Below are 22603 nucleotides of genomic sequence, written 5' to 3'. Positions count from 1 at the left end.
CGGAAACGGTGATTGACATGGCAAAAGAGTACAAAGATCTGGTCATTGGTTTGGACATCGGCACCTCCAAAGTCATGGCGGTGGTGGCCGAGGTCATGCCCGACGGTCAACTCAAGATCGCAGGCCTTGGGATAGCACCGGGCAACGGCCTGAAGCGGGGTGTGGTGGTCAACATCGACGCCACGGTGCAAAGCATTCAGCAGGCCTTGAAAGAGGCCGAGTTGATGGCCGATTGCAAAATCACCCGGGTCAATTGCGGCATCACGGGCAGCCACATACGTGGCATCAACTCCAGTGGCATGGTGGCCATCAAGGACAAGGAAGTGTCCCAAGCCGACCTGGCCCGTGTGATGGAGACGGCCCGCGCCATCAACATCTCCAGCGACCAGCGTTTGCTGCTGGTGGCGCCACAAGAATTTGTGATCGACGGGCAAGAGGTCAAAGAGCCCATTGGTATGAGTGGCATGCGCCTTGAAGCCAAGGTGCACATCGTGACCGGAGCGCAAAGTGCCGCAGAAAACATCATCAAATGCGTGCGCCGCTGCGGTTTGGAAGTCGACCAGTTGCTGCTCAACCCGCAATCGTCCAGTTTGGCCGTGCTGTCCGAAGACGAGCGTGAGCTGGGGGTGGTCTGTGTTGACATTGGTGCGGGCACGACCGATGTGGCGATTTTTGCCAATGGCTCGATTCGCCATACAGCGGTGATCCCGATCGCGGGTGACTTGATCACCAGCGACATCGCCATGGCTTTGCGCACACCGACCAAAGATGCCGAAGACATCAAGGTTGAAAGTGGCTACGCCAAGCAGCTGCTGGCCGACCCCAATGCACAGGTCGAGGTGCCTGGCTTGGGTGACCGGGGTCCTCGCATGCTCAGCCGTCAGGCTTTGGCCGGGGTCATTGAGCCACGCATCGAAGAAATCTTCTCTCTGGTGCATCAAGTGATCCGGGAGTCAGGCTACGAAGAAGTCTTGTCTTCGGGCATCGTCTTGACTGGTGGCAGCGCAGTGATGCCCGGCATGATCGAACTGGGTGAAGACATCTTCCTCAAGCCTGTGCGCAGGGGGCTGCCCAAATACGCGGGGGGCTTGGCCGACATGGTCAGCCAGCCGCGAGCAGCCACCGTGATGGGTTTGCTCGAAGAGGCGCGCTTGGCGCGTTTGCGTGGCTACAAGGTCACGCAAAAGAAAAGCTCTGTGAACAACGCATTCGGGCGTTTCAAAGACTTCATTGTGGGGACCTTCTGATGCGCTGGAACCCTGCATTCGCGATCCGTGGCAGCCCTCTATGGTCCAGGCCTTGTCGATGTTGACAGGCCTTCAACCTCATTTCCCAAGATTTTTAAAAACACGTTTACAAATTCCGGCAACTGCAGATATTTAGGAGAGCACCATGACCATTGAAATGATCCAAACCGAAGAGTTCAACCAAGGCACCCAGATCAAGGTGATCGGCGTGGGCGGCGGCGGCGGCAATGCCGTTGAGCACATGATCGTCAGCGAGGTTCAAGGCGTTGAGTTCATTTGCGCCAACACCGATGCGCAAGCTTTGGCACGCAGCGCTGCGCACCGCTTTGTGCAACTGGGTCAAACCGGTCTTGGCGCTGGCAGCAAGCCCGACAAAGGCCGTGAAGCCGCAGAAGCGGCAGAGGCCGAAATTCGTGCCGCCATCGAAGGCGCGCACATGTTGTTCATCACGGCCGGCATGGGCGGTGGCACCGGCACCGGCGCTGCCCCCGTGATTGCCAAGATCGCCAAGGACATGGGCATTTTGACCGTGGGCGTGGTGACCAAGCCGTTTGACTTTGAGGGCAAGCGCCGCATGACCAATGCCGATGAAGGCATGCGTGAGTTGGAGGCCAATGTGGATTCTTTGATCGTGGTGTTGAACGAAAAGCTGCTGGAATTGCCCGGCGGTGAAGACATGTCCCAAGACGAGGCCTTCTCGCATGCCAACGATGTGCTGAAAAACGCCGTCGGCGGCATTGCCGAAATCATCAATGTCCCTGGCCATGTGAACGTTGACTTCGAAGACGTGCGCACGGTCATGGGCGAACCTGGCAAAGCCATGATGGGCACGGCAGCGGCCAGCGGTCCCGACCGCGCCCGCATTGCAGCTGAGCAAGCGGTGGCTTGCCCCTTGCTGGAAGGTGTGGACCTCAAAGGTGCACGAGGCGTCTTGGTCTTGATCAGCGCGGCCAAGGGCTCCTTGAAATTGTCAGAGTCCAAACAAGCCATGAACACCATCCGTGACTGCGCCTCTGAAGAAGCCCATGTCATCTACGGCACAGCTTACGACGAAAGCCTGGGTGACCAGATTCGCGTCACTGTGGTGGCCACGGGGTTGACCAAGTCCGGTGCAGTGCGTCCAGAGCTCAAGGTGCTGCGCACTGGTACCGACAACGTGCCCTTCATGATGGGGGGTCAAGAGGCGGTGTCTGCACCTTTGAATTCGGCTGCCAGCCTGGGTGGCAGTGGCATCAGCACGCCGGCCATCTGGCGCAGCAACCGCACCCATGCGGCAGCGCGTGTGGACGGCATGGCCAATGCGGGCATGGACGACATCGAGATCCCAGCTTTCTTGCGCAAGCAGGCTGACTGATTGCCGTTTTGGCCATGGCCATAACGCACCCAAGGCCAGTCGGGCAACTCTGCCCGTCTGGCCTTTAAAATTGCCCCATGCTTGCACAACGCACTCTCAAAACCTTGACCCAGGCCGTCGGCGTGGGTTTGCACAGCGGTCAGCGGGTTGAATTGACCTTGCGCCCCGCCGCGCCTGATACCGGCATTGTGTTTCGCCGGGTCGATTTGCCTGAACCGGTGGATATTCCCGTGCGGGCCGAATCCGTCACCGATACCCGTTTGGCCTCAACCATCTCGGTGGGCCAAGCCAAGGTTTTCACGGTGGAACACCTGATGTCGGCCTGTGCAGGGCTGGGCATCGACAACCTGTATGTCGACATCACGGCCGAAGAAGTCCCCATTCTGGATGGCTCGGCCTCATCGTTTGTTTTTTTGCTGCAAAGCGCCGGTATCGTGGAGCAAAACGCGCCCAAGCGGTTCTTGCGTGTGCTCAAGACGGTAGAGGTCAGCGAGGGCGAGGGCAGCAACATCAAATGGGCCAAATTGGAGCCCTATCATGGCTACAAACTCAGCTTCGAGATCGACTTTCGGCACCCAGCGGTAGATTCGACCGGCCAGCAAGTGGTGTTTGACATGTCGGAAGGTGTTTACGCGCGCGACATTGCCCGCGCGCGCACGTTTGGCTTCACCAAAGACGTGGAGATGATGCGCGCCAATGGCTTGGCCTTGGGCGGCGGCTTGGACAACGCCATCGTCATGGACGACTACAAGGTCCTCAATGCCGATGGATTGCGTTATGACGACGAGTTCGTTAAGCACAAAATCCTTGACGCCATGGGTGACCTTTACATCGTAGGCAAGCCCTTGCTGGCCGCCTACAGCGCCTTCCGCTCGGGCCATGCCATGAACAACCTGTTGTTGCGTGAGTTGCTGTCGCAGCCAGATGCCTATGAGGTGGTGACTTTTGACAAAGCCAGTCAGGCTCCCAAGGGCTTTGCGGCTCTGCAACCGGCCTGGTGAGCCTTGAAACAGCGGGTGATAGCCCGCTCAAGCACCTGCAAGCTCAAGCACCCGTTACATCAAGTTTGGCGGGCTTTTTGGGCCAAAGCACGCAGGCAATCGAGGCGACCATCAAGGCCACTGCAGCCCAGTCTTGCCAGTGCAAGACCTCACCCAGCCACACCGCACCACTGAACACGCCCAGCACCGGGATCAGCATCACGCTCAAAGTAGAGGCCACGGGCTGCAAACTGCGCGCCAGATAAAACCAAGCGGCATGTGCAAAGCCAAACACCAGCACCGCGTTGAACACAATCGCAAACCAGTTGGACGGCGTAGGCACCACCCATTGATCTGATTCAAACACCAACGCCAACATCGTCATCACCCCGGTGGTCATCAAAGTCATCCAAAAAGAGATGGCCAAAGTCGGCACCGGCATGGGGGTGCGGCGCAGCATTTGTGTGCCCAGTGCCCAGGTGCTGGCGGCTGCCAAAGCCAACAGCACGCCCGTGGGCCTGCCACTCAAATTGGACAGTTCATGCCACAGCAGCAGCACCACGCCCAAGCTGGCAGCCGCCACGCCAGCCCAAGAGCGTTTGGCCAGTTGATCACCAAAAAACCAAGCCCCCAGCAAGGCGGAAAACATGGGCATGGTGTAACCCAAAATCGCAGCGCGACCGCTCGACAAAGACTGCACCGCGATGATGATCAAGGCGTGCCAAATGAACATGTTGAACACCGCCAGCACCAGCAACTCTCGCCAATGCGCACGGGGAATTCGAAACGGCACCTTCATGGCCACCAGTGCCAAGCCCAAAACAGGCGTGCCCAGCCATAGGCACAGGCTGCGAAATGTCAGGGGTGGAAAGCCGGTGACCCCCAACTTCATGATGGGCCAGTTGATGCCCCACACCAGGGTGAGCAAAACCAGCAGGGTCCATTGTGTGGGCGTGAGTTTGTGCATGCTCTGCATCTTAGACGGCCCTGTGTCCCACTGCTGTCACCCAACCAGCTTCATGGCGCCCCCTTAAAATCACCCGCATGACCTTTTTAGACATGCTGCGCGCCGCCGAGCGCCAAAACGGCTCCATGCTCTGCGTGGGCCTGGACCCAGAACCCACCAAGTTTCCAGACCGTTACAAAGGCGACGCCAACAAAATCTACGACTTTTGCGCCGCCATCGTGGACGCCACGGCCGACCTGGTCAGCAGCTATAAGCCCCAAATCGCCTACTTTGCCGCGCACCGAGCCGAAGGCCAGCTCGAACGCCTGATGGAGCACATGCGGCGCGTCGCTCCGCACGTGCCCATCATCCTCGATGCCAAACGCGGTGACATTGGCAGCACCGCCGAGCAATACGCCAAGGAAGCCTTTGAGCGCTATGGTGCAGACGCCGTGACCCTGTCACCCTTCATGGGCTGGGACTCGGTCGCCCCCTACCTCAAGTACGAAGGCAAAGGCGCTTTCTTGTTGTGCCGCACCTCCAACCCCGGCGGTGACGACCTGCAAAACCAGCGCCTGGCCTCTGTCGAAGGCCAACCCCGGCTGTACGAGCATGTGGCCCGTTTGGCCCAAGGCCCTTGGAACCTGAATGGCCAGCTGGGGTTGGTGGTGGGTGCCACGTATCCGGCCGAGATTGAGCGCGTGCGCGCACTCGCCCCGACTGTGCCCTTGCTGATCCCCGGAGTGGGTGCCCAAGGCGGCGACGCCGTGGCCACCGTCAAGGCCGGCTGGCGCGCCCATGCCGATGGCTCGAGTGCGGGGGCCATCATTGTTAACTCATCGCGCGCCGTGCTGTATGCGTCAAGTGGAGACGACTTTGCCCAAGCGGCCCGTCAAGTGGCCATGAGCACGCGCAACACGCTGGAGGCGGCCAAGGCCTGATGCCCTGATGAGCGCTGCCACACCGTCAGCGCCGAACGGCATGCCTTGGATGGCCCTGCTGTCGCTGCTGATCGCTGTTTTTCTCGGTTCGCTCGATCAGTCGGTGGCCAACACCGCCTTGCCCGCCATTGGTGAGGCCTTGCAAAGCACGCCGGCCGAATCGGTCTGGGTGGTTCATGCCTACCAGTTGGCGGTGGTGGCGGTGCTGCTGCCCTTGGCCGCTTTGGGTGACCGTTGGGGCCCACGCAAAGTGTTTTTGCTGGGCATCGTGCTCTTCAATCTGGCGGCACTGGCCAGTGCCAGTGCCACGCAGCTGGAGTGGCTGGCCTTTTTCCGCGCCATTCAGGGCGTGGGCGCGGCCGGGGTGATGAGCGTCAACCTGGCCTTGATTCAGAACATTTACCCCCCGGAAAAGTTAGGACGAGGCGCGGGCATGAACGCTTTGATCGTGGGCCTGGGTTACAGCCTGGGGCCTACAGTGGCTTCGCTCTTGCTGGCCGTGTTGCCTTGGCCCTGGTTGTTTGGCTTGCAGGCTCCGCTGGGCCTGGTCGGGCTCATGTTGGCGTGGCGTTACTTGCCCCGCACCGCACCTGCCAAGATCGATGCGCCCTATGACCGTGTGCTGGCGCTGCTGGCGGCCGTTTGTTTTGCATCGCTGGTGTTCACGCTCAGTGCCGTGGCGCAGCAAAAAGGCTTGGCTGTGGTGCTGGCCGCACTGGGTCAGATGCTGGGCAGCGGCGGCTGGCTGTTGCTGCGTCAGCGAGGCCAAGCAGCGCCGGTGCTGCCTGTGGACCTGATGCGCCGGCCTTTGTTCAGCCTGTCGGTCTTCACCTCGTTCAGCGCTTTCACGACACAAGGCCTCGCGTTTGTGGCTTTGCCCTTCTTTTTTCAACAGCAGCTGGATCGCCCCCCCTTGGAAACCGGGGTGCTCATGTCCGTTTGGGCCCTGGTGGTGGCCTTGATGGCGCCTGTGGCAGGCAGCTTGTCCGACCGTTATCCACCTGCGATTTTGGGGGGTGTAGGGCTGGGCATTCTGAGCTTGGGCATGGCCGGTTTGGGCTTGTCTGGGGTGGCGGTTTCATTCGGTGTCATGGCCTTGTGCATGGCGCTGTGCGGTGTAGGTTTCGGGCTGTTTCAGTCGCCGAATCTCCGCGCCATCATGGCCAGTGCACCCGCCCACCGCACCAGCGGTGCCAGTGGCATGGTCGCATTGGCGCGGTTGATCGGACAGGCCAGCGGAGCGGCCTTGGTGGCCTTGTGCTTCAACCTGTTCGGACCGCAGGGCGCAGGCCATGCGGTGATGCTGGGCGCACTCACAGCAGGCATAGGCGCTGTGCTGAGCATGGCCCGGTTGCGCGCTAGATAGGGCGCGAGCCGGGGTTCTCCTCAATGAATTGACGTAACGCAGCGTCAATGCGCCTTTGCCAGCAATTACCAATGGCTTTGAAATGGTTTAGCTCCACTGGCTGATCACATCAACCATGCCATTTCCTGGCGTGCTGATCACTCCATCAGGTCATCCACGAATGAATTCGAGCATTCTGAAGCGCCTTTCACCGAAATCCTTGCGTGTGTCTCCGTTGATCGGAGCTGATACCCAATCGACAAACATCATCAAAGGGAAATGCAATGCGCACTCGACTTCATGGCGGAGACTTTTGGATGGGTCCTAGCTGATGTCTATAGAAATCCAATGTGACCACAGTAGTGTCCCAACGTTTTTCAGAGGAGAGAGAGCTGTTGAGGCTCAAATTCCGAATGTTTGTCGGGGTCGATTGGTGTAAGTAGTTGATTTATTGGGGTTGTTTCAAACATGGTCAAGCTCAGGATTTGTAGGATTTCATGAAGACTGTTGGGCAGATGCAAGCGTTTCTTGGCAATGGCGATCAGCACGTAAGTGCCGACCGCGATCCAGATTTGCGTCTTGACCGCGTTCTCGTTGGTGCCATAAAACGTCTTGATTCGCAGGTGCTGCTTGATCCATTTGAAAAACAATTCGACCTGCCAGCGCTGGCGGTACAACGCTGCAATCAACTCGGGTTTGAGGGCGAAGTTGTTGGTCAAAAACGTGATGCGCTTGCCAGTGTCGTCCTTGACCACCACACGTCGCAGCGAGGCGGGATAGTGTTGGCTGGAATAAAAGATGGTCAGCACACCTGTTTGATCGCACACGATGTTCGAGTTGGCCCGGTCTACGGGGTTGGAGTAGCGCCGCTTGAATTTGGTATTGGACTTGGCGCGGGTGACGAAGAAGGCGTTGGCCTGATGGATCACAAACAGTCGCTGGAAATCCAAGTAGCCACGATCGAGCAGGTAATAGGCACCAGGCTCGATGTCCAGCAAGTCCAAGGTGTTGACCTCGTGGGTCTTGCCATCGCTGATGTGAATGAAAGTGGGTATGGAGCCGCGCAGGTCCAACAGGGTGTGCAATTTGATAGCCGCCTTGTGCGCGCGAAACGGTGCCCACGGATAAACCGAAAGGCACAGATCTATCGTCGTGGCATCGAAAGCGTAAACGGTTGCATCCAAGTCGATCGCCATCGGCTCTTTGGCATACAAGGGACGCGCCATGGCGATCAGGTGTTGCGCGAAGTCGGCGTAGATTTGCCAAGGCCGGGTTGCATTGGCGTTGGACAAGGTGTTGCGAGAAACTGTCTTGCAGCGCAGACCCATGTGATACAGCCGCTTGGCTTGAGCACGCAAATTGACCTCGATGTCGCGCAAAGACTCGCGGTAGGTCAACTGAGCAAAGGCCATGGTCAAGAACTGGTCCATGCAGGTGAAATCTTGAACCTTGTGATCGCCTCGGTGCTTGGCAACGCAGCGGCGAAACGTGCTCAGCGGCAAGAACGCCATGAGTTGAGAAAAAACAAGCTTGCCTTGGTTCATTGCGGTCCTTTGCGTGCGAACGCAAAAGACCATAAGTCATGGAATCGAAGTTCAAATCGAGACCAGACTGAAATGATGAAAAACCAAGGTAAATCATTAACTTACGAAGCCCTGATGTGAAAACGTTGGGACACTACTGATGTGACCACATAAATAAAAATAGCCAATTTTTTTAGCGGCTCAAAATATGAGCTACAAAGCATTTATTCTTGGTGTTAATCATGAAACAAATAAATGCTTGGGGAAAACTGAATCAACAAGGGGGTAGTCACCCTTTGACAGCGCACATGCTCGATGTTGCCGCTTGTTTTTGGGCCATCGCGCAAACACGCGGAGTGCGCCGCGCCTTGGCCCGTGTTGCAGGGCGCGAGTTAACCGACGTGGACATGATGCGATTAACGGTATTGGCCTTTTTGCATGATGTGGGCAAAGCCAATTCAGGATTTCAGGCCAAGTGGTGGCGCGTTAAATCTCAAGCATTGCCACCAGGTTGGCCCTTTCCTGCGGGTCATACCCACGAAGCCTTGTGTATCTTTGGTCGTGAAAATTTGTTGACTCAATTGCCAGTCGATCAAATGGAAGTTTGGGGGTCAGCCTGTTTGAGCCTTTGGCGCGCTTCAATCAGCCATCATGGCAAACCAGTAGAAGAGTCTGGTGCGATGGACTCTCAATTCATCTGGAGTCGGGTGGTCAGTGATGGTCAAGTGGTGTACGACCCGCAGGCCACTCTGAAAGATATAGGTCAATGCGCAAAAAAATGGTTTCCTCTTGCATTTGAAAGTGGACCAACCTTGCCTAACAGTGCTGAATTTACGCATTTGTTTGCGGGTTTGGTGCAGTTTGCGGATTGGCTTGGTTCCGATACAGATTTTTTCCCTTTTGCCGTAGACGGTGAAGACCGCAATCAATGGGTCTGGCAATGTGCCCGTGAGGCGGTCAAAACCATAGGCTTTGATGCAGCTGTTTCGCGTGAAGCCCTGCCGTGTGTGCTCGACTTTGCGAAGACCTTCAAAGGGCAAGACTCAGCAGCCATAACAGCCCGCCCCATACAGTCCAAGATGGCTGAATCCGACTTGGGGCCGCTGCTGATCCTGGAGTCAGAAACGGGGAGCGGAAAAACAGAAGCGGCTCTATGGCGTTTCGCAAAGCTCTTCCAAGCAGGGCAAGTGGATGGCTTGTATTTCGCATTGCCCACACGCGTGGCCGCGACCCAGCTTTACAGCCGCACGCTGCAATTTGCCACCAACCTGTGGGCCGGCACAGGGCAAGAGCCGCCGTTGGTGGTGCGTGCGTTGTCAGGCTACGAAAGCGCAGATGGGAACGAGGTTAAAAAGTTGCCGGACTTCAAAGTGCTGTGGGCAGACCACCCGGACGAGCAAAAAGCCCACACCCGCTGGGCTGCTGAATCGAGTAAGCGCTATCTGGCCGCACCGCTGGCGGTGGGCACCATCGACCAAGCACTGCTGGGGGCTTTGCAAGTGCGGCATGCGCACATGCGCCACAGTTTGCTCTCACGCAGCCTGTTGGTGGTCGATGAAGTTCATGCTTCTGATGCTTACATGGCCACACTGTTGGCGCATTTGCTCAAGGCACATTTGAATGCAGGTGGTCACGCTCTATTGTTGTCGGCCACATTGGGCTCCAGCGCACGCCACCGCTACCAGCGGCTCATATCGCCCAATGCGCCCATGCCCACATTGGCACAAGCTATTGACTTGCCTTATCCCGCACTGACCGATGGCGCCACCATCAACGGCTTGCCCGACTCTGGCCGAAGCAAGCGCGTGCATTGGCAAGTCAAAGACTGCATAGAAGATCCAGAAGTCATTGCCGCCTTGGCCATAGAAGCTGCGAAGCAAGGGGCCAAAGTGCTGGTCATTCGCAACACCGTGCCCACGGCATTGACCACATTTCGGGCCATCGAAAGCATGGCCCAGCAACACGGTTTGCAAGAAGCATTGTTCAACCTCAATGGTATTGCTACGGTGCACCACAGCCGCTACAGCCGCGAAGACCGCCCCATGCTGGATAAAGCAGTTGAGCAGCAAATTGGCAAGGCACGAGTCAAGCCACTGCAAGCCTGCATCGTGGTGGGCACACAAACGCTAGAGCAAAGCCTGGACATTGACGCGGACTTGCTCATCACCGACCTGTGCCCTATGGACGTGCTGTTGCAACGCGTGGGCCGTTTGCACCGACATGATCGTGCGCCTGATGAGCGCCCAGAACATTACAGGCAAGCCCAAGCCGTGGTGCTGGTGCCAGCAGGACACAGTCTGGAAGGTTGCCTTAAAAAATCGCGCTACGGCTTAGGGCGGTTTCACAACGGCGGCGGTATTTACATGGACATGCGCATTTTGGAGGCTACTCGGCGGCTCATCAGTGGTGCAGACAGTCACCTCATTCCACAAGACAACCGCGAGTTGGTGGAACGATCGACGCACCCCGAGGTGTTGGCTGAATTGGAAAAAGAATTGGGACTGGATTGGGCATCACATGGGCAAGACGTAGATGGTGAATTGCAAGCCAAAAAAGGCGTAGCTGCGATCCATCGATTGCCCTTTGATAAAAAATTTGAAGATGAAGCAGGCAACACACTGGTGTTTTTGGATGGCGAGCAAAAGGTCACGAGCCGTCTCGGTGCCACCGATTACCTATTGACCTTTGATCCACCGCAGCCAGGGCCATTTGGTTTCGCGGTACAGCGCCTGCCGATGCGACACCACATGTGGCCCAAAGGTGAGTCGCCAGATACACAGCCACTTATCCAGTCAACGACAACCGATGGCAGCGTCACCTTCACCCTTGGCGCAACCGCCTACCGCTACAGCCGCTTAGGACTGGAGCGAATCACCGAAAACACGAACGGAGCAAACCCATGACCAAAGAAGTCAGCGAGTCTGATGCTGAACAAAAATTGTTCGGCAATTTGCTTGATGAGCGACTGCTGCATTACAGGCGAACCGATACGGGTGAACGCATCGCGACGACTTTGCCCGAATTGTTCGTGGCCATGGCGCAAGACCATGTGCGTGACTTCCCTGCGGTGCGCCCTCACCAACGTCACCCATGGCATGCATTTTTGGTCCAGCTGGCTGCCATAGCTTTGCACCGTGCCGAACGTACAGAGCCTTTTGCGACGGCTACCGAATGGCGTGCAGCGTTGCTTGCGCTTACGCCAGATGACCCAGATGGTGCGGCTTGGTGTTTGGTGAGTCCGGTCAATAGGCCTGCATTCATGCAAGCTGCGGAACCAAGTGGAAGCATCGGTAGCTGGAAAAATTGCTTGGTTGCAGCAGACGAGTTGGACATGCTGGTGACTTCAAAGAATCATGACTTGAAAGCGGCTCGGATGTTGTGCAGCACAGCCGAAGAGTGGGTATATGCATTGCTCAGTTTGCAAACACAAGAGGGTTTTTTGGGGGCGGGAAATTACGGTGCTTCGCGCATGAATGGCGGCTTTGCTAGCAGATGCGGTGTCGGTGTGCATCCAAATCAGCGTTGGGGTGGTCGCTGGTTACGTGATGTTGCTGCCGTAGCTGGTGCCCGTGATGCACTTGTTGAATCGTTTGGATTCTCGAAAGCACGAGGTCACACCTTAGTTTGGTTGACGTCTTGGGACGGCAACGACAGTTTGTCATTTTCAAGTCTTGACCCCTTTTATATCGAAATTTGTCGCCGCGTCCGATGCATCAACGCAGTCGATAGTATTCGCGCATTTGTCACAGGCAGCAAAGCACCAAGAATTGCAGCCAAGGAACTTAACGGCGTCACTGGTGACCCGTGGATGCCCGTGGATGGTTCTGCAGCCAAGGCCTTGACGATTGGTGGTCGTGGCTTTGACTACAAGCTGGCAGCTGAGCTTTTGTTGGGTTCAAAGTTCACCAAGCCGATTGCACAAAACTGGTTGCCCAGCGATGACACCGAAGGGGTCTACCTCCTTGCTCAAGGGGTGGCCAGAGGTCAGGGAAAGACGGAGGGTTACCACGAGCGGCGTATTCCTGTTTCCAGAACCATCCGTAAAGCCTTCTTGGCCCAAAGCACAGATGAGCTTGCCAAACTTTCAGAAAGCCGCATAGCTGTCATTGCCGAGGTAAGAAAAATGCTCTGGGCTGCTTTAGCGGTTTTGTTCGGAAATGGCGCAAAGGATGACAGTGGCAAAGACAAGGATGCCAGTGATGCGGTGAAAGAGCGTGCCAGTCTTTTTGCACAGCCATTTGAGGCGAAATGCGATGCACAGTTCTTCTCTGAACTCATCGAAGAAATTGAGGCTGCTGATCGCGAGGCTGTTCGTAATCAATGGTTGTTGACACTGGCTGTGAGAGCTGAGGCGGTCTTGCAAACCGCATTTACTGCAGGTCCGCGCAGCGGACAGCTACGTTATAGAGCGCAATCTTCAGCGCTGGGGCGCTTACATGGACTAATGCGCAGCGACAAGAGCAAATTGCCTGCCCTTGCCCAGGCCCTGAAATCCAAAAAACAGAACTCATCCACACCATCTGACAAGGAGACCCATGAGCACGCTTGAACTACCAGAAGTCGATACACAGCAGGCAGAGCCTGTTGCTGGTCACCCCATTGGCAAGCTCGCAGGCTTTATTGCACACGCCGACCCTGGAACCCGTGCTGCGCTGGCACGGCTGGATCCAGAAGCCATGCGCCCACATCAGATTGCAGCACTGTCTCGTGCGCTGATTCAGGCTGGTTTGTCGCCAGAAACTTGGCAACCAAGCACTTGGAAGCGCTGGGCCTTGGTGGCCCATGGCATGGCACTCGCAGGCCATGACGGCAAGGGGCGAATTGGCAGTCAACTGGCCACTGCGGGTGTTGCTGGGGCCCGTGTCACCAAGCTCTTGGTGTCACGCGGCGATGCTTTCTTGCAAATCGTCCCGCGTTTGTTGCGTTTGCTGGCAAGCAAACAGGTCAAGCCCAACTGGTATGACCTGAGCAAACTCATTCACAAAAACGATGCCAAGGAAGCAGCAGATCAAGAAGAGGCAGAGGCTCTTCGACTGCGAATTGCCGGCGACTATTTCAGTGCCATCGCTCGCGGCAACTAATCAACTCTTTATCTATTTCAAGAAGGACACTCATCATGACAACATTGCCCCGTTTCATTCAAATTCACACGCTGCACAACTACCCCGCTGCGCTGCTCAACCGGGATGACGCCGGTTTGGCCAAGCGTTTGCCCTATGGAAACGCTATCCGTACACGTATCTCGTCGCAGTGTCTGAAGCGTCACTGGCGCGTGGCGGATGACGTATTCTCTTTGTCGAGCTTGGGCGTGCCGATGGCCATTCGGTCGCGTGAGCTGCCCCGGCAAATGCGCGACATGATGATTGCGCAAGGCATGAATGAAGCCTTGGCGCAGGCGGCCATTGAGGGCATGCGCAATGCCGGATTTTTGGACAAAGCGGGCAAAAGCCCCCAAGGCGAAGATGCACTGAGCACAGGTCAGGCTGTTTTGCTTGGCACAGCCGAACGCGACTACCTGATTGGAAAATGCGTGGCGCTTGGGAAAGAGCACACCGAGGCTAAAGCCCTGAAAGAGTCGGTGGCCGCGTGGTTGAAGGAAAAAGATGAAAAGAAAAATATCGAAGCGATGAAGTTGGGCAGTGGTTTGGAGTCGGCTCTTTTTGGTCGCATGGTGACATCGGATGTGCTCACCAGTCGCGATGCCGCTGTGTATGTGGCCCATGCGTTCACGGTGCATGAGGCACAGGTGGAAAACGATTACTTCACGGTGGTCGATGACCTGTTGCGCGATGCTGGCGAGCAAAGCTCTGCTGGCATCTTCGACACCGAACTCGCCTCGGGCCTGTACTACGGCTATGTGGTGGTGGATGTGCCGCAATTGGTGGCCAACCTCGAAGGCGTGAAGATTGAAGATTGCTTCAAGGTAGGGGCCGATCAGCGCGAACTGGCAGCCAAGGTGGTGCACCATTTGCTGCATTTGATCGCGACGGTCAGCCCCGGTGCCAAGCGCGGCAGCACTGCGCCATTTGAATGGGCCAAGCTGATGCTGGTGGAGGCGGGTGATTGGCAGCCGCGCAGCCTTGCGGGGGCATTCCAAAATGCACTGAACACCGATGGCGACAAAATTCGCGAGCGTGCAGTGGGGCAGTTGGCGGACGAGTTGCAGCGCCTGGACGCAGCTTATGGTGCGCCCAGCGAACGCCGATTTTTGAGTGTGGACGATTGCCAAGTGCCTGGTGCGGAGCGTTTGCCTTTGGCCAGTCTGACCCAGTGGGTGCAAGACCGCATCGTGAGCGGCGCTGCGCAAGGTGCCTGAGATGGCGCGGCATTTGTTGATACGACTGCAAGCGCCTTTGATAGCGTTTGGCGGAGAGACCATAGACAACTTCGGCGTGATTCGTGACTTTCCGGCTTTGTCGATGGTGACGGGCTTGATGGCCAACGCCTTGGGCTGGGACCGTGGCGATGACACCCTGCACAACCACTTGCAAGAGCGCATGGTGATGGGTGCAAGGTTGGATGCTGATGGCGAGCGACTGGTGGATTTTCAGACCGCACAACTGCAAGCCAATGAAAAAGGCTGGACCACACGGGGTGTGGCGGAGGAGCGTGCAGGTGGCGCTGGCACTTATGCCGGTCCGCATTTGCGTTACCGCCACTACCACGCAGACATGAACGTCCTGGTTGCCCTGCGCTTGCAGCCCGCCGAAGAGTCTCCCACCTTGGACGAATTGGCGGCTGCACTGGACAAGCCCGCTCGTCCTTTGTTTGTGGGCCGCAAGAACTGTTTGCCCACAGACCGTCTGATGGCGGGCTGGGTCGAGGCCGACAACATTTTGAGCGCCTTACAACTGGCGCAGCCCGCTTTGTCACACAACGCCCGTGCTCAGTGGCCAGACGGAGAAGGCCGTTTGCCAGATCAGCAAGACAGAACGCTGGACGTGTGCGACGAGCGCAATTGGACCAGCGGTGTGCACGGCGGATGGCGCCCTCTGAGGGAGGGGCTGTTGCGTTTTACGTCCCACGCCATCACAGAGCAGGGGGTCGCATGAGCCAAGACTTTCACTTAATCCACCTGCGCCCCAACCTCAACCGCCTGTTGCCTTGGGCGCAAAGACAGGGCTTGGTGCCAGACCATGGACAGGGCGATTTGGGCTACGCCTTCCATGCGGCGCTCAGGGCTGCATTTGCAGATTTGGCTCCGCAGCCGTTCAGCTTCCGTTCTGGCCAAGGGTTGTTGGCATACACCTCGCAGGCCGAAGCCATGCGCTTGGCGGTGGCAATGGCCACGCCCGAAGTGGCCGACATGCTGGGCCTAGACGCCACGCCGCACTCTTCCGGTTTGTTGATTCGTCCATTCCCCACAAATTGGAAGGTCGGGCAGCTGTTGTCGTTCGAGGTGCGCGTGCGGCCCGTGGTGCGCAAAGAAGACAAAGAGCTGGATGCTTTTTTGTCGACCGCGCAGCGCATGCCTGATGTGGTTCTTTCGCGAGAAGCTGTCTACGCCGATTGGCTCAAGCGACAGTTCGGGGAGGTTGCTACTTTGCATGAAGTGCGCATGACCGAGTTCAGTCTCAGCACTGTTGTGCGCCGTGCTGCACCTCAAGCCGAAGGTGGTCGCCCGAAGCGGCCAGTGCAAGGTCCAGATGCCGTTTTCACGGGAACATTGCAAGTGCACGACAGTGCTGCATTTGCAGGATTTCTGGCACGAGGCATTGGGCGGCATCGCGCGTTTGGTTTTGGCATGCTCTTGCTGAAACCTGCTGCTGCAACTTGGGACTGAGTGTGCTGAAAGGGCGCTTGGGGCTCGAAACAGCGCGTGTTCCGCATGCGGACCGGCATGGTTTGATTTGGCTAGAGCGTGGCGAGTTGTGCGTCGTTAGTGGATGTCTGCACTTTGCGCGTGGCAAAGACACATTGACACCCAAGGTCGATCAAATCCCCCACCAAGCTGTGTCGATGATTTTGCTGGGGCCGGGGAGCAGTGTCACGCACGATGCTCTGCGTTTGCTGGCGCGGCACGGCACCTTGATGGCCGCCGTGGGTGTGGACGGTGTGCGCAGTTACACCGCCCCACCCATGATGCCGGACAGGTCAGACGTTGCCCGAAGGCAAGCTGAACTATGGGGTAACCCCAGACGGCGCATCAGTGTGGCCCGCCACATGTATGCGCTGCGCTTGGGCGAAGTGTTGCCGCATCGCGACTTGGATACCTTGCGTGGCATTGAAGGCAGTCGGGTCAAAGCGACCTACCGTTTGATGGCAGAAAAGTTCGGTATTCAGTGGAATGGCAGACGCTTTGACCGTGCCAACCCCGAGGCAGATGATTTACCCAACCAAGCCATCAATCACGCCGCGACGGCGGTGCAAGCTGCTGCGGCCATTGCCGTTCAAGCGGTTGCGGCGATTCCTCAGCTTGGGTTTATTCACGAAGATTCAGGTCAAGCTTTTGTGTTGGACATTGCTGACCTGTATCGCGACCACATCACTTTGGCGATAGCGTTCACAGCAGTAAAGCAAAGCGAAAAAAGCGGCGAAGCAATGGACCGTGTGGTTCGTCGTGAAGCAGCCAGGGTTTTTCGAAAAGAGTCGGTCATACCAACCATGATTGACCGCATCAAACAAGTACTACGCATGGACGAGGTGGCGCATGGCGCTGGTGACGATAGTGACCCGTGATGTGGCCGACCGATTTCGCGGTTTTTTGGCATCTGTGATGTTGGAGGTGGCCCCGTGTACTTATGTGAGTCCGCGTATGAGCAAAGGTGTGCGCGAGCGTGTTTGGCGCGTCATGACGGAATGGCATGCGACAGAGCCTCGGGGCAGCATCGTCATGATTTGGCGTGAAAGAGAGGCGACAGGAGGCGTCGGCTTGGCGCATTTGGGGGCGCCCGCCCAAACTTTGATTGAAATAGATGGCATGTGGATCGCCCGTGCTGGTACTTGAGTTTTGTTCTTTAAAAATTGGATGGAAACAGTGAAATTTGTATCTAGATCAACAACTTATGATCTAGAGGTTCCCCCGCGCATGCGGGGATAGGCCGCCGCAGAGGCCAGCGCATTAAATGACTGGGCCGGTTCCCCCGCGCATGCGGGGATAGGCCCCGGACAATTTGACGCAACCCGAGCGGCCGAAGGGTTCCCCCGCGCATGCGGGGATAGGCCCGCCCCGGCCATGCCAGCAGCGGGCACCACCGAGGTTCCCCCGCGCATGCGGGGATAGGCCCGTAATACTGATCGGCGATGAATGGATGACCATGGTTCCCCCGCGCATGCGGGGATAGGCCCTGTGCAGGCATTGCTTGGGCGTGGTGTTCGGCGGTTCCCCCGCGCATGCGGGGATAGGCCCTTGGGCAGCAACATTCATCGGCTGCATTTTGAGGTTCCCCCGCGCATGCGGGGATAGGCCCGGCCATGGAAAAAGCGCCGTGACTGCCCAGGTGGTTCCCCCGCGCATGCGGGGATAGGCCCAGCACCAATTACTACCTGATGAAGCTGACCGCGGTTCCCCCGCGCATGCGGGGATAGGCCCACGCACGAGCTGGCACTGCCACAATCTGACGGGGTTCCCCCGCGCATGCGGGGATAGGCCCCAAGGGAAAACACCTAGTAAAAAATTCATGTAGGTTCCCCCGCGCATGCGGGGATAGGCCCTTGGCCAAGGTGGTGGCGGGCGAGGATGACTAGGTTCCCCCGCGCATGCGGGGATAGGCCCCAAAAAAGCAGCATAGAGGCGTGCGCAGCCAAGGTTCCCCCGCGCATGCGGGGATAGGCCCTGGCCAACCGTTTCAACGTGGCCGACCGAAGCGGTTCCCCCGCGCATGCGGGGATAGGCCCCGGCACCGTCGATGTGTACGGTCAAATGCCCAGGTTCCCCCGCGCATGCGGGGATAGGCCCCTGTGGTTTGAGCGTGAAAGTCAGCAGTACATGGTTCCCCCGCGCATGCGGGGATAGGCCCCCGCCCCACCGTGGCCGACTATCACGCCGGACGGTTCCCCCGCGCATGCGGGGATAGGCCCCGAAAATTTGACGCCGGGAAACGCGGCCTTGAGGTTCCCCCGCGCATGCGGGGATAGGCCCTGTCCAACGACTGAAATGTGCTTTGACGGCCAGGTTCCCCCGCGCATGCGGGGATAGGCCCCATGCCCAGCACGGTGCAGGGCAGCAACACCAGGTTCCCCCGCGCATGCGGGGATAGGCCCTCACAGACGAAACAAAAGCGCGCGTCCTTAGCGGTTCCCCCGCGCATGCGGGGATAGGCCCCCTGAAAGCCGCCCTGTCCCTTGTGGATGTTCGGTTCCCCCGCGCATGCGGGGATAGGCCCTTCACGGGGCCAGACGGCCAGGTAATGGCAGGGGTTCCCCCGCGCATGCGGGGATAGGCCCCCCGGTGTCGGCTGCAAACGCGGCCGCCAGGTGGTTCCCCCGCGCATGCGGGGATAGGCCCCCGCCAAATGTCAGGGTCCACTATTTGATCCCGGTTCCCCCGCGCATGCGGGGATAGGCCCCTCGGGCGCTTTGGGCGTTTTGCACTTCGCACGGTTCCCCCGCGCATGCGGGGATAGGCCCCCCTAGGAAAAAACCTTGTGGAGTTGGAATTAGGTTCCCCCGCGCATGCGGGGATAGGCCCCCGCAGGAAGGTGGGTGAGGTCATGAGCGCCAGGTTCCCCCGCGCATGCGGGGATAGGCCCACGGCGGACCAGTTGCCGGACTTGCTGGCGATGGTTCCCCCGCGCATGCGGGGATAGGCCCTCGCGGCCCTGGCATTGGCCGCGCCCGAAAGGGGTTCCCCCGCGCATGCGGGGATAGGCCCCATGAGTACAGTCATTCACGCAGACGGCATTAGGTTCCCCCGCGCATGCGGGGATAGGCCCGCCTCATTACAGCCCTGAAAAAGTGACTTCGGGGTTCCCCCGCGCATGCGGGGATAGGCCCCTTTTCATGATCGGAGTGCGCGGTGGGCCTGTGGTTCCCCCGCGCATGCGGGGATAGGCCCAGTTAGCCATGCACCTGGGCATTAGCAAGCTGGGTTCCCCCGCGCATGCGGGGATAGGCCCCTGGTTGACTACGAGCAGGGCAATGGCATGGAGGTTCCCCCGCGCATGCGGGGATAGGCCCACAGCCGACAAGCTGCGCGATTACTTGCTGAGGTTCCCCCGCGCATGCGGGGATAGGCCCCGTAGCCGCGCACAGCAACAGCCACGAACACGGGTTCCCCCGCGCATGCGGGGATAGGCCCATTCAGACGATGTTGCCTGCCCTGTACGGCAAGGTTCCCCCGCGCATGCGGGGATAGGCCCAATTGTTCAAGTTTCATGTGTTCCCCCTTGCTGGTTCCCCCGCGCATGCGGGGATAGGCCCAATGGACAGCATCATCAAGCATTGGTGCTTTTGGTTCCCCCGCGCATGCGGGGATAGGCCCATGCGTAAGGCTGAGATTTGGGAGATTTGGGAGGTTCCCCCGCGCATGCGGGGATAGGCCCACATGAAGACCGTAATTGAAGTGGCGCGGGAGGGTTCCCCCGCGCATGCGGGGATAGGCCCCCGATCAAACCCGCCAGCTTCCATGCAGTCGCGGTTCCCCCGCGCATGCGGGGATAGGCCCTTGCCGGAGAAATAGCAAAGGGTGCGCTCAGGGGTTCCCCCGCGCATGCGGGGATAGGCCCGTGGCGGTGAGTTTATTGAGTCCGAGTTGCAGGGTTCCCTCGCGCATGCGGGGATAGGCCCTGATGGATGATCTTTGGCCAGTCAGTTGGATCGGTTCCCCCGCGCATGCGGGGATAGGCCCACATGACACAAGACGAAATCATCAATGCGTGGGGTTCCCCCGCGCATGCGGGGATAGGCCCCGAGCCCGCCACATGAGAGTCATCCCCCCCCCCATGGTTCCCCCGCGCACGCGGGGATAGGCCTATGAAAACGGGGTCGTTTTTTTGTGATCACTGGTTCCCCCGCGCATGCGGGGACGGACAAAATTTGATGTCGATTTTAGAAAAGAACAGCAAGTTCTGCGATGGTCATATAGCGCGCTGCATTAAAGGCAAAAAACAAAAGGCCCGCAGGCCTTTGTTTAAATTTTGAATTTCAAAATTTTTGCGAGATTCCGTTACCACTGCGGGTTTACAGACCTGTATTGCTGCAGGCGGCTGGTTCGTTTACTCACTCGCTCTCGAACCGTCTTTGCAAGGAGTTTAGCAAACGAAGACCAGTTTTAGCCTAGCGATGTTTGTACAGACGCTCACACCTTCGATGCCTGCTGCGCCTTGTAAACCAGCTTGCGTGCCATGCTCCAGCGGTGCACTTCGCTGGGGCCGTCGTACACCCGGAAAGCGCGCATGTCCAAGAAGATGCGCATGACCGGCGTTTCGGCCGTCACGCCTTGCCCGCCCAAAATCTGCACGCAGCGGTCCACCACGCGCCATTCGGCTTCGGAGCAAGCCACTTTGGCGCGGCTCGATTCAAAGCCGCCTTTGTGGCCTTGGTCGAGCAGCCAGGCGGTGTGCCAGATGTGCAGCCGGGCGGTGTGCAGGTCGATGTCGTTGTCGGCCAGCATGAAGCCCACGCCTTCGTGTTCGGCCAGCGGCTTGCCAAAGGCTTGGCGGCGGCTGGCGTAATCCAGCGCAATGTCGTGCGCGCGGCGAGCCTGCCCCAGCCAGCGCATGCAATGCGTCAGGCGTGCAGGTGCCAGCCGAATTTGCGCGTAGCGAAAACCTTGGCCCACTTCGCCCAAAACATCGCTGGCGGGCACGCGCAAATTGTCAAAACGCAACACGCCGTGACCGCCGGTGAAGCAGTTGTCCATCGCGTCCATGCTGCGTTCGTGCACGATGCCGGGCTTGTCCATGTCGGTCAAGAACATGGTGGCGGCGCCATCTTCCATGCGGGCCATGACGATGGCGTAGTCGGCCCCTTCGGCCCCGGTGATGAACCATTTGACGCCCTTGATCAGGTAGTCATCGCCATCGCGCACCGCGATGGTTTTGAGCATCGATGGATCGGCACCCGCGCCGGGTGCGGGTTCGGTCATGGCAAAGCACGAGCGCGTGAGGCCCGCCACTTGGGGGCGCAGCCAGCGTTCTTTTTGCGCGGGGGAGGCCACTGCTTCCATGAGGTGGATGTTGCCTTCGTCAGGGGCGTGGATGTTGAGCGCCGTGGGGCCCAAGTTGGAATAACCGGCTTCTTCGAACACCACCGCTTTGGCGGTGTGGCTCAGGCCCAGGCCGCCCATCTCTTTGGACGCGTGGGGCGTAAGCAAGCCCGCGGCGCGAGCGCGCGCCACCAGTTCTTCGCGCAGTTCTTTGGACGGGCCGTGCGGGCCATGGCGCGGGTCGCCTTCAAGGGGGATCACTTGTTCGACAATGAACTGCCGCGTGCGGTCACGCAGGGCTGCAATGTCCGGTGGGATGTCGAAGTTCATGGGCTCAAAGCCTTATGAAGAATGGTGAATAAAACGGTCATTCAAGGATTGGAAGGCTTGGCGCTACGGTGTACTGTTCGGCCTGTGACTTGCTGTCGCCCGTGTGTCTGCGGCGACAGCTTTGAAGCAGGCTTGTCATCTTCGGGGCATGCCTGAAATCCAGCGGGTGCTAGTCTCTGCGAAACAATGAGCAAACGGGCTCATGCCCTCGCTAAATCAAGGACACACCATGAAGCTTTACACCGCCCACCGTGCGCCCAGTCCCCGACGGGTGTTGATGTTTTTGGTCGAGAAGAACATCACCGGCATCGAGATGTTGAACATGGACCTGAACGGTGGTGAGCACCGCACACCCGAATACCTGGCCAAGAGTCCGCTGGCCAAGGTGCCTGCTCTGGAGCTGGATGATGGCCGCGTGATCACCGAGACGCGGGCGATCTGCACCTTGCTGGAGGGCCGCTTTCCTGAGCCCAACCTGATGGGCGTGGACGGCGACGAGCGCGGCTTTATTGAGATGGCCGACCGGCAGGTGGAGTTGTATTTGCTGGGCGGCATTGCCAACGCGATCCGCCACAGCCACCCTGGCTTGGCGACCCTGGAAAAACCTCAGTTTCCTGAGTTTGGCCGCTCGCAGGCCGAGAAGGTGCGCGAGGTGGCGCGGGGTTTTGACCAGCGCCTGCAAAGCCAAGCCTTCATCGCGGGTGAGCGTTTCACCATCGCCGACATCACCGCGTTTTGCGCGCTGGAGTTTGCTCGGGGCTTGATGAAGTTCGTGCCCGGCGATGAGGGTATGCCGGCCCTGCAGGCCTGGCGCGACCGCATGAACGAGCGGCCCAGCGCCAAGGTTTGA

The 22603-nt window shown here is 58.5% G+C and carries 18 protein-coding genes and 1 CRISPR repeat array; of the genes, 15 read left to right on the top strand and 3 right to left on the bottom strand.

What is annotated here, in order from left to right; genetic code table 11:
• Positions 1-17 precede the first annotated feature (17 nt).
• The 3 genes from ftsA to lpxC all read left to right on the top strand — a co-directional run bounded on the left by ftsA (position 18) and on the right by lpxC (position 3602).
• Positions 18-1247, top strand: a complete 1230-nt coding sequence (gene ftsA, locus ABWQ00_RS11505; protein ID WP_353238814.1) for a cell division protein FtsA — start codon at positions 18-20, stop codon at positions 1245-1247.
• A 145-nt stretch (positions 1248-1392) separates the two neighbouring features.
• Entirely contained in the window at positions 1393-2601 is a 1209-nt protein-coding gene (gene ftsZ, locus ABWQ00_RS11500; protein WP_353238813.1) for a cell division protein FtsZ, read from the top strand.
• A gap of 77 nt (positions 2602-2678) precedes the next feature.
• Positions 2679-3602, top strand: coding sequence for a UDP-3-O-acyl-N-acetylglucosamine deacetylase (gene lpxC / locus ABWQ00_RS11495; protein ID WP_353238812.1), 924 nt, complete (start codon positions 2679-2681; stop codon positions 3600-3602).
• 43 nt (positions 3603-3645) lie between these two features.
• Here lpxC and ABWQ00_RS11490 read toward each other — a convergent pair whose 3' ends face one another.
• Positions 3646-4548: a DMT family transporter gene (locus ABWQ00_RS11490; protein WP_353238811.1), complete on the bottom strand. Its 903-nt coding sequence runs from the start codon at positions 4546-4548 to the stop codon at positions 3646-3648.
• Between the two features lie 77 nt (positions 4549-4625).
• Between ABWQ00_RS11490 and pyrF the strand changes: the two genes are divergently transcribed.
• Complete coding sequence (gene pyrF, locus ABWQ00_RS11485; protein ID WP_353238810.1) at positions 4626-5468, top strand: orotidine-5'-phosphate decarboxylase; 843 nt, start codon at positions 4626-4628, stop codon at positions 5466-5468.
• A gap of 7 nt (positions 5469-5475) precedes the next feature.
• Entirely contained in the window at positions 5476-6834 is a 1359-nt protein-coding gene (locus ABWQ00_RS11480) for an MFS transporter (RefSeq protein WP_353238809.1), read from the top strand.
• A 356-nt stretch (positions 6835-7190) separates the two neighbouring features.
• On the opposite strand, the gene ABWQ00_RS11475 is transcribed toward ABWQ00_RS11480, so the two are convergent.
• Entirely contained in the window at positions 7191-8357 is a 1167-nt protein-coding gene (locus tag ABWQ00_RS11475; RefSeq protein ID WP_353238808.1) for an IS4 family transposase, read from the bottom strand.
• Between ABWQ00_RS11475 and ABWQ00_RS11470 the strand changes: the two genes are divergently transcribed.
• The 9 genes from ABWQ00_RS11470 to cas2e all read left to right on the top strand — a co-directional run bounded on the left by ABWQ00_RS11470 (position 8256) and on the right by cas2e (position 17283).
• Positions 8256-8477: a hypothetical protein gene (locus ABWQ00_RS11470; protein WP_353238839.1), complete on the top strand. Its 222-nt coding sequence runs from the start codon at positions 8256-8258 to the stop codon at positions 8475-8477. The genes ABWQ00_RS11475 and ABWQ00_RS11470 overlap by 102 nt on opposite strands.
• 101 nt (positions 8478-8578) lie before the next feature.
• Positions 8579-11239, top strand: coding sequence for a CRISPR-associated helicase Cas3' (cas3, locus tag ABWQ00_RS11465; protein ID WP_353238807.1), 2661 nt, complete (start codon positions 8579-8581; stop codon positions 11237-11239).
• Positions 11236-12885, top strand: coding sequence for a type I-E CRISPR-associated protein Cse1/CasA (locus ABWQ00_RS11460; protein WP_353238806.1), 1650 nt, complete (start codon positions 11236-11238; stop codon positions 12883-12885). Before cas3 ends, ABWQ00_RS11460 begins: the two co-directional genes overlap by 4 nt.
• Entirely contained in the window at positions 12872-13417 is a 546-nt protein-coding gene (gene casB / locus ABWQ00_RS11455) for a type I-E CRISPR-associated protein Cse2/CasB (RefSeq protein WP_353238805.1), read from the top strand. The genes ABWQ00_RS11460 and casB overlap by 14 nt, the downstream gene beginning before the upstream one ends.
• 35 nt (positions 13418-13452) lie before the next feature.
• Positions 13453-14652: a type I-E CRISPR-associated protein Cas7/Cse4/CasC gene (gene cas7e / locus ABWQ00_RS11450; protein WP_353238804.1), complete on the top strand. Its 1200-nt coding sequence runs from the start codon at positions 13453-13455 to the stop codon at positions 14650-14652.
• Between the two features lies 1 nt (position 14653).
• Positions 14654-15388, top strand: coding sequence for a type I-E CRISPR-associated protein Cas5/CasD (gene cas5e / locus ABWQ00_RS11445; protein WP_353238803.1), 735 nt, complete (start codon positions 14654-14656; stop codon positions 15386-15388).
• On the top strand, positions 15385-16119 hold the full coding sequence (cas6e, locus tag ABWQ00_RS11440; protein WP_353238802.1) for a type I-E CRISPR-associated protein Cas6/Cse3/CasE: 735 nt from the start codon (positions 15385-15387) through the stop codon (positions 16117-16119). Before cas5e ends, cas6e begins: the two co-directional genes overlap by 4 nt.
• Before the next feature lie 2 nt (positions 16120-16121).
• Positions 16122-17015 carry a type I-E CRISPR-associated endonuclease Cas1e gene (cas1e, locus tag ABWQ00_RS11435; protein ID WP_353238837.1) on the top strand — a complete coding sequence of 298 codons (894 nt, stop codon included), beginning with the start codon at positions 16122-16124 and terminating at the stop codon, positions 17013-17015.
• Positions 16987-17283, top strand: a complete 297-nt coding sequence (gene cas2e, locus ABWQ00_RS11430) for a type I-E CRISPR-associated endoribonuclease Cas2e (protein ID WP_353238801.1) — start codon at positions 16987-16989, stop codon at positions 17281-17283. Before cas1e ends, cas2e begins: the two co-directional genes overlap by 29 nt.
• 68 nt (positions 17284-17351) lie before the next feature.
• Positions 17352-20309: a CRISPR direct-repeat array (repeat unit 29 nt; unit sequence GGTTCCCCCGCGCATGCGGGGATAGGCCC).
• A 265-nt stretch (positions 20310-20574) separates the two neighbouring features.
• On the opposite strand, the gene ABWQ00_RS11425 is transcribed toward cas2e, so the two are convergent.
• Complete coding sequence (locus ABWQ00_RS11425) at positions 20575-21753, bottom strand: acyl-CoA dehydrogenase family protein (protein WP_353238800.1); 1179 nt, start codon at positions 21751-21753, stop codon at positions 20575-20577.
• A gap of 229 nt (positions 21754-21982) precedes the next feature.
• Here ABWQ00_RS11425 and ABWQ00_RS11420 point away from each other — a divergent pair, with 229 nt between their 5' ends.
• Entirely contained in the window at positions 21983-22603 is a 621-nt protein-coding gene (locus ABWQ00_RS11420; RefSeq protein WP_353238799.1) for a glutathione S-transferase family protein, read from the top strand.

The organism is Limnohabitans sp. (assembly GCF_040400975.1).
Classification (GTDB): domain Bacteria; phylum Pseudomonadota; class Gammaproteobacteria; order Burkholderiales; family Burkholderiaceae_C; genus Limnohabitans_A.
Note: the sequence above shows the minus strand (reverse complement) of the source record. Positions and strands in the feature narration are given on the sequence as shown.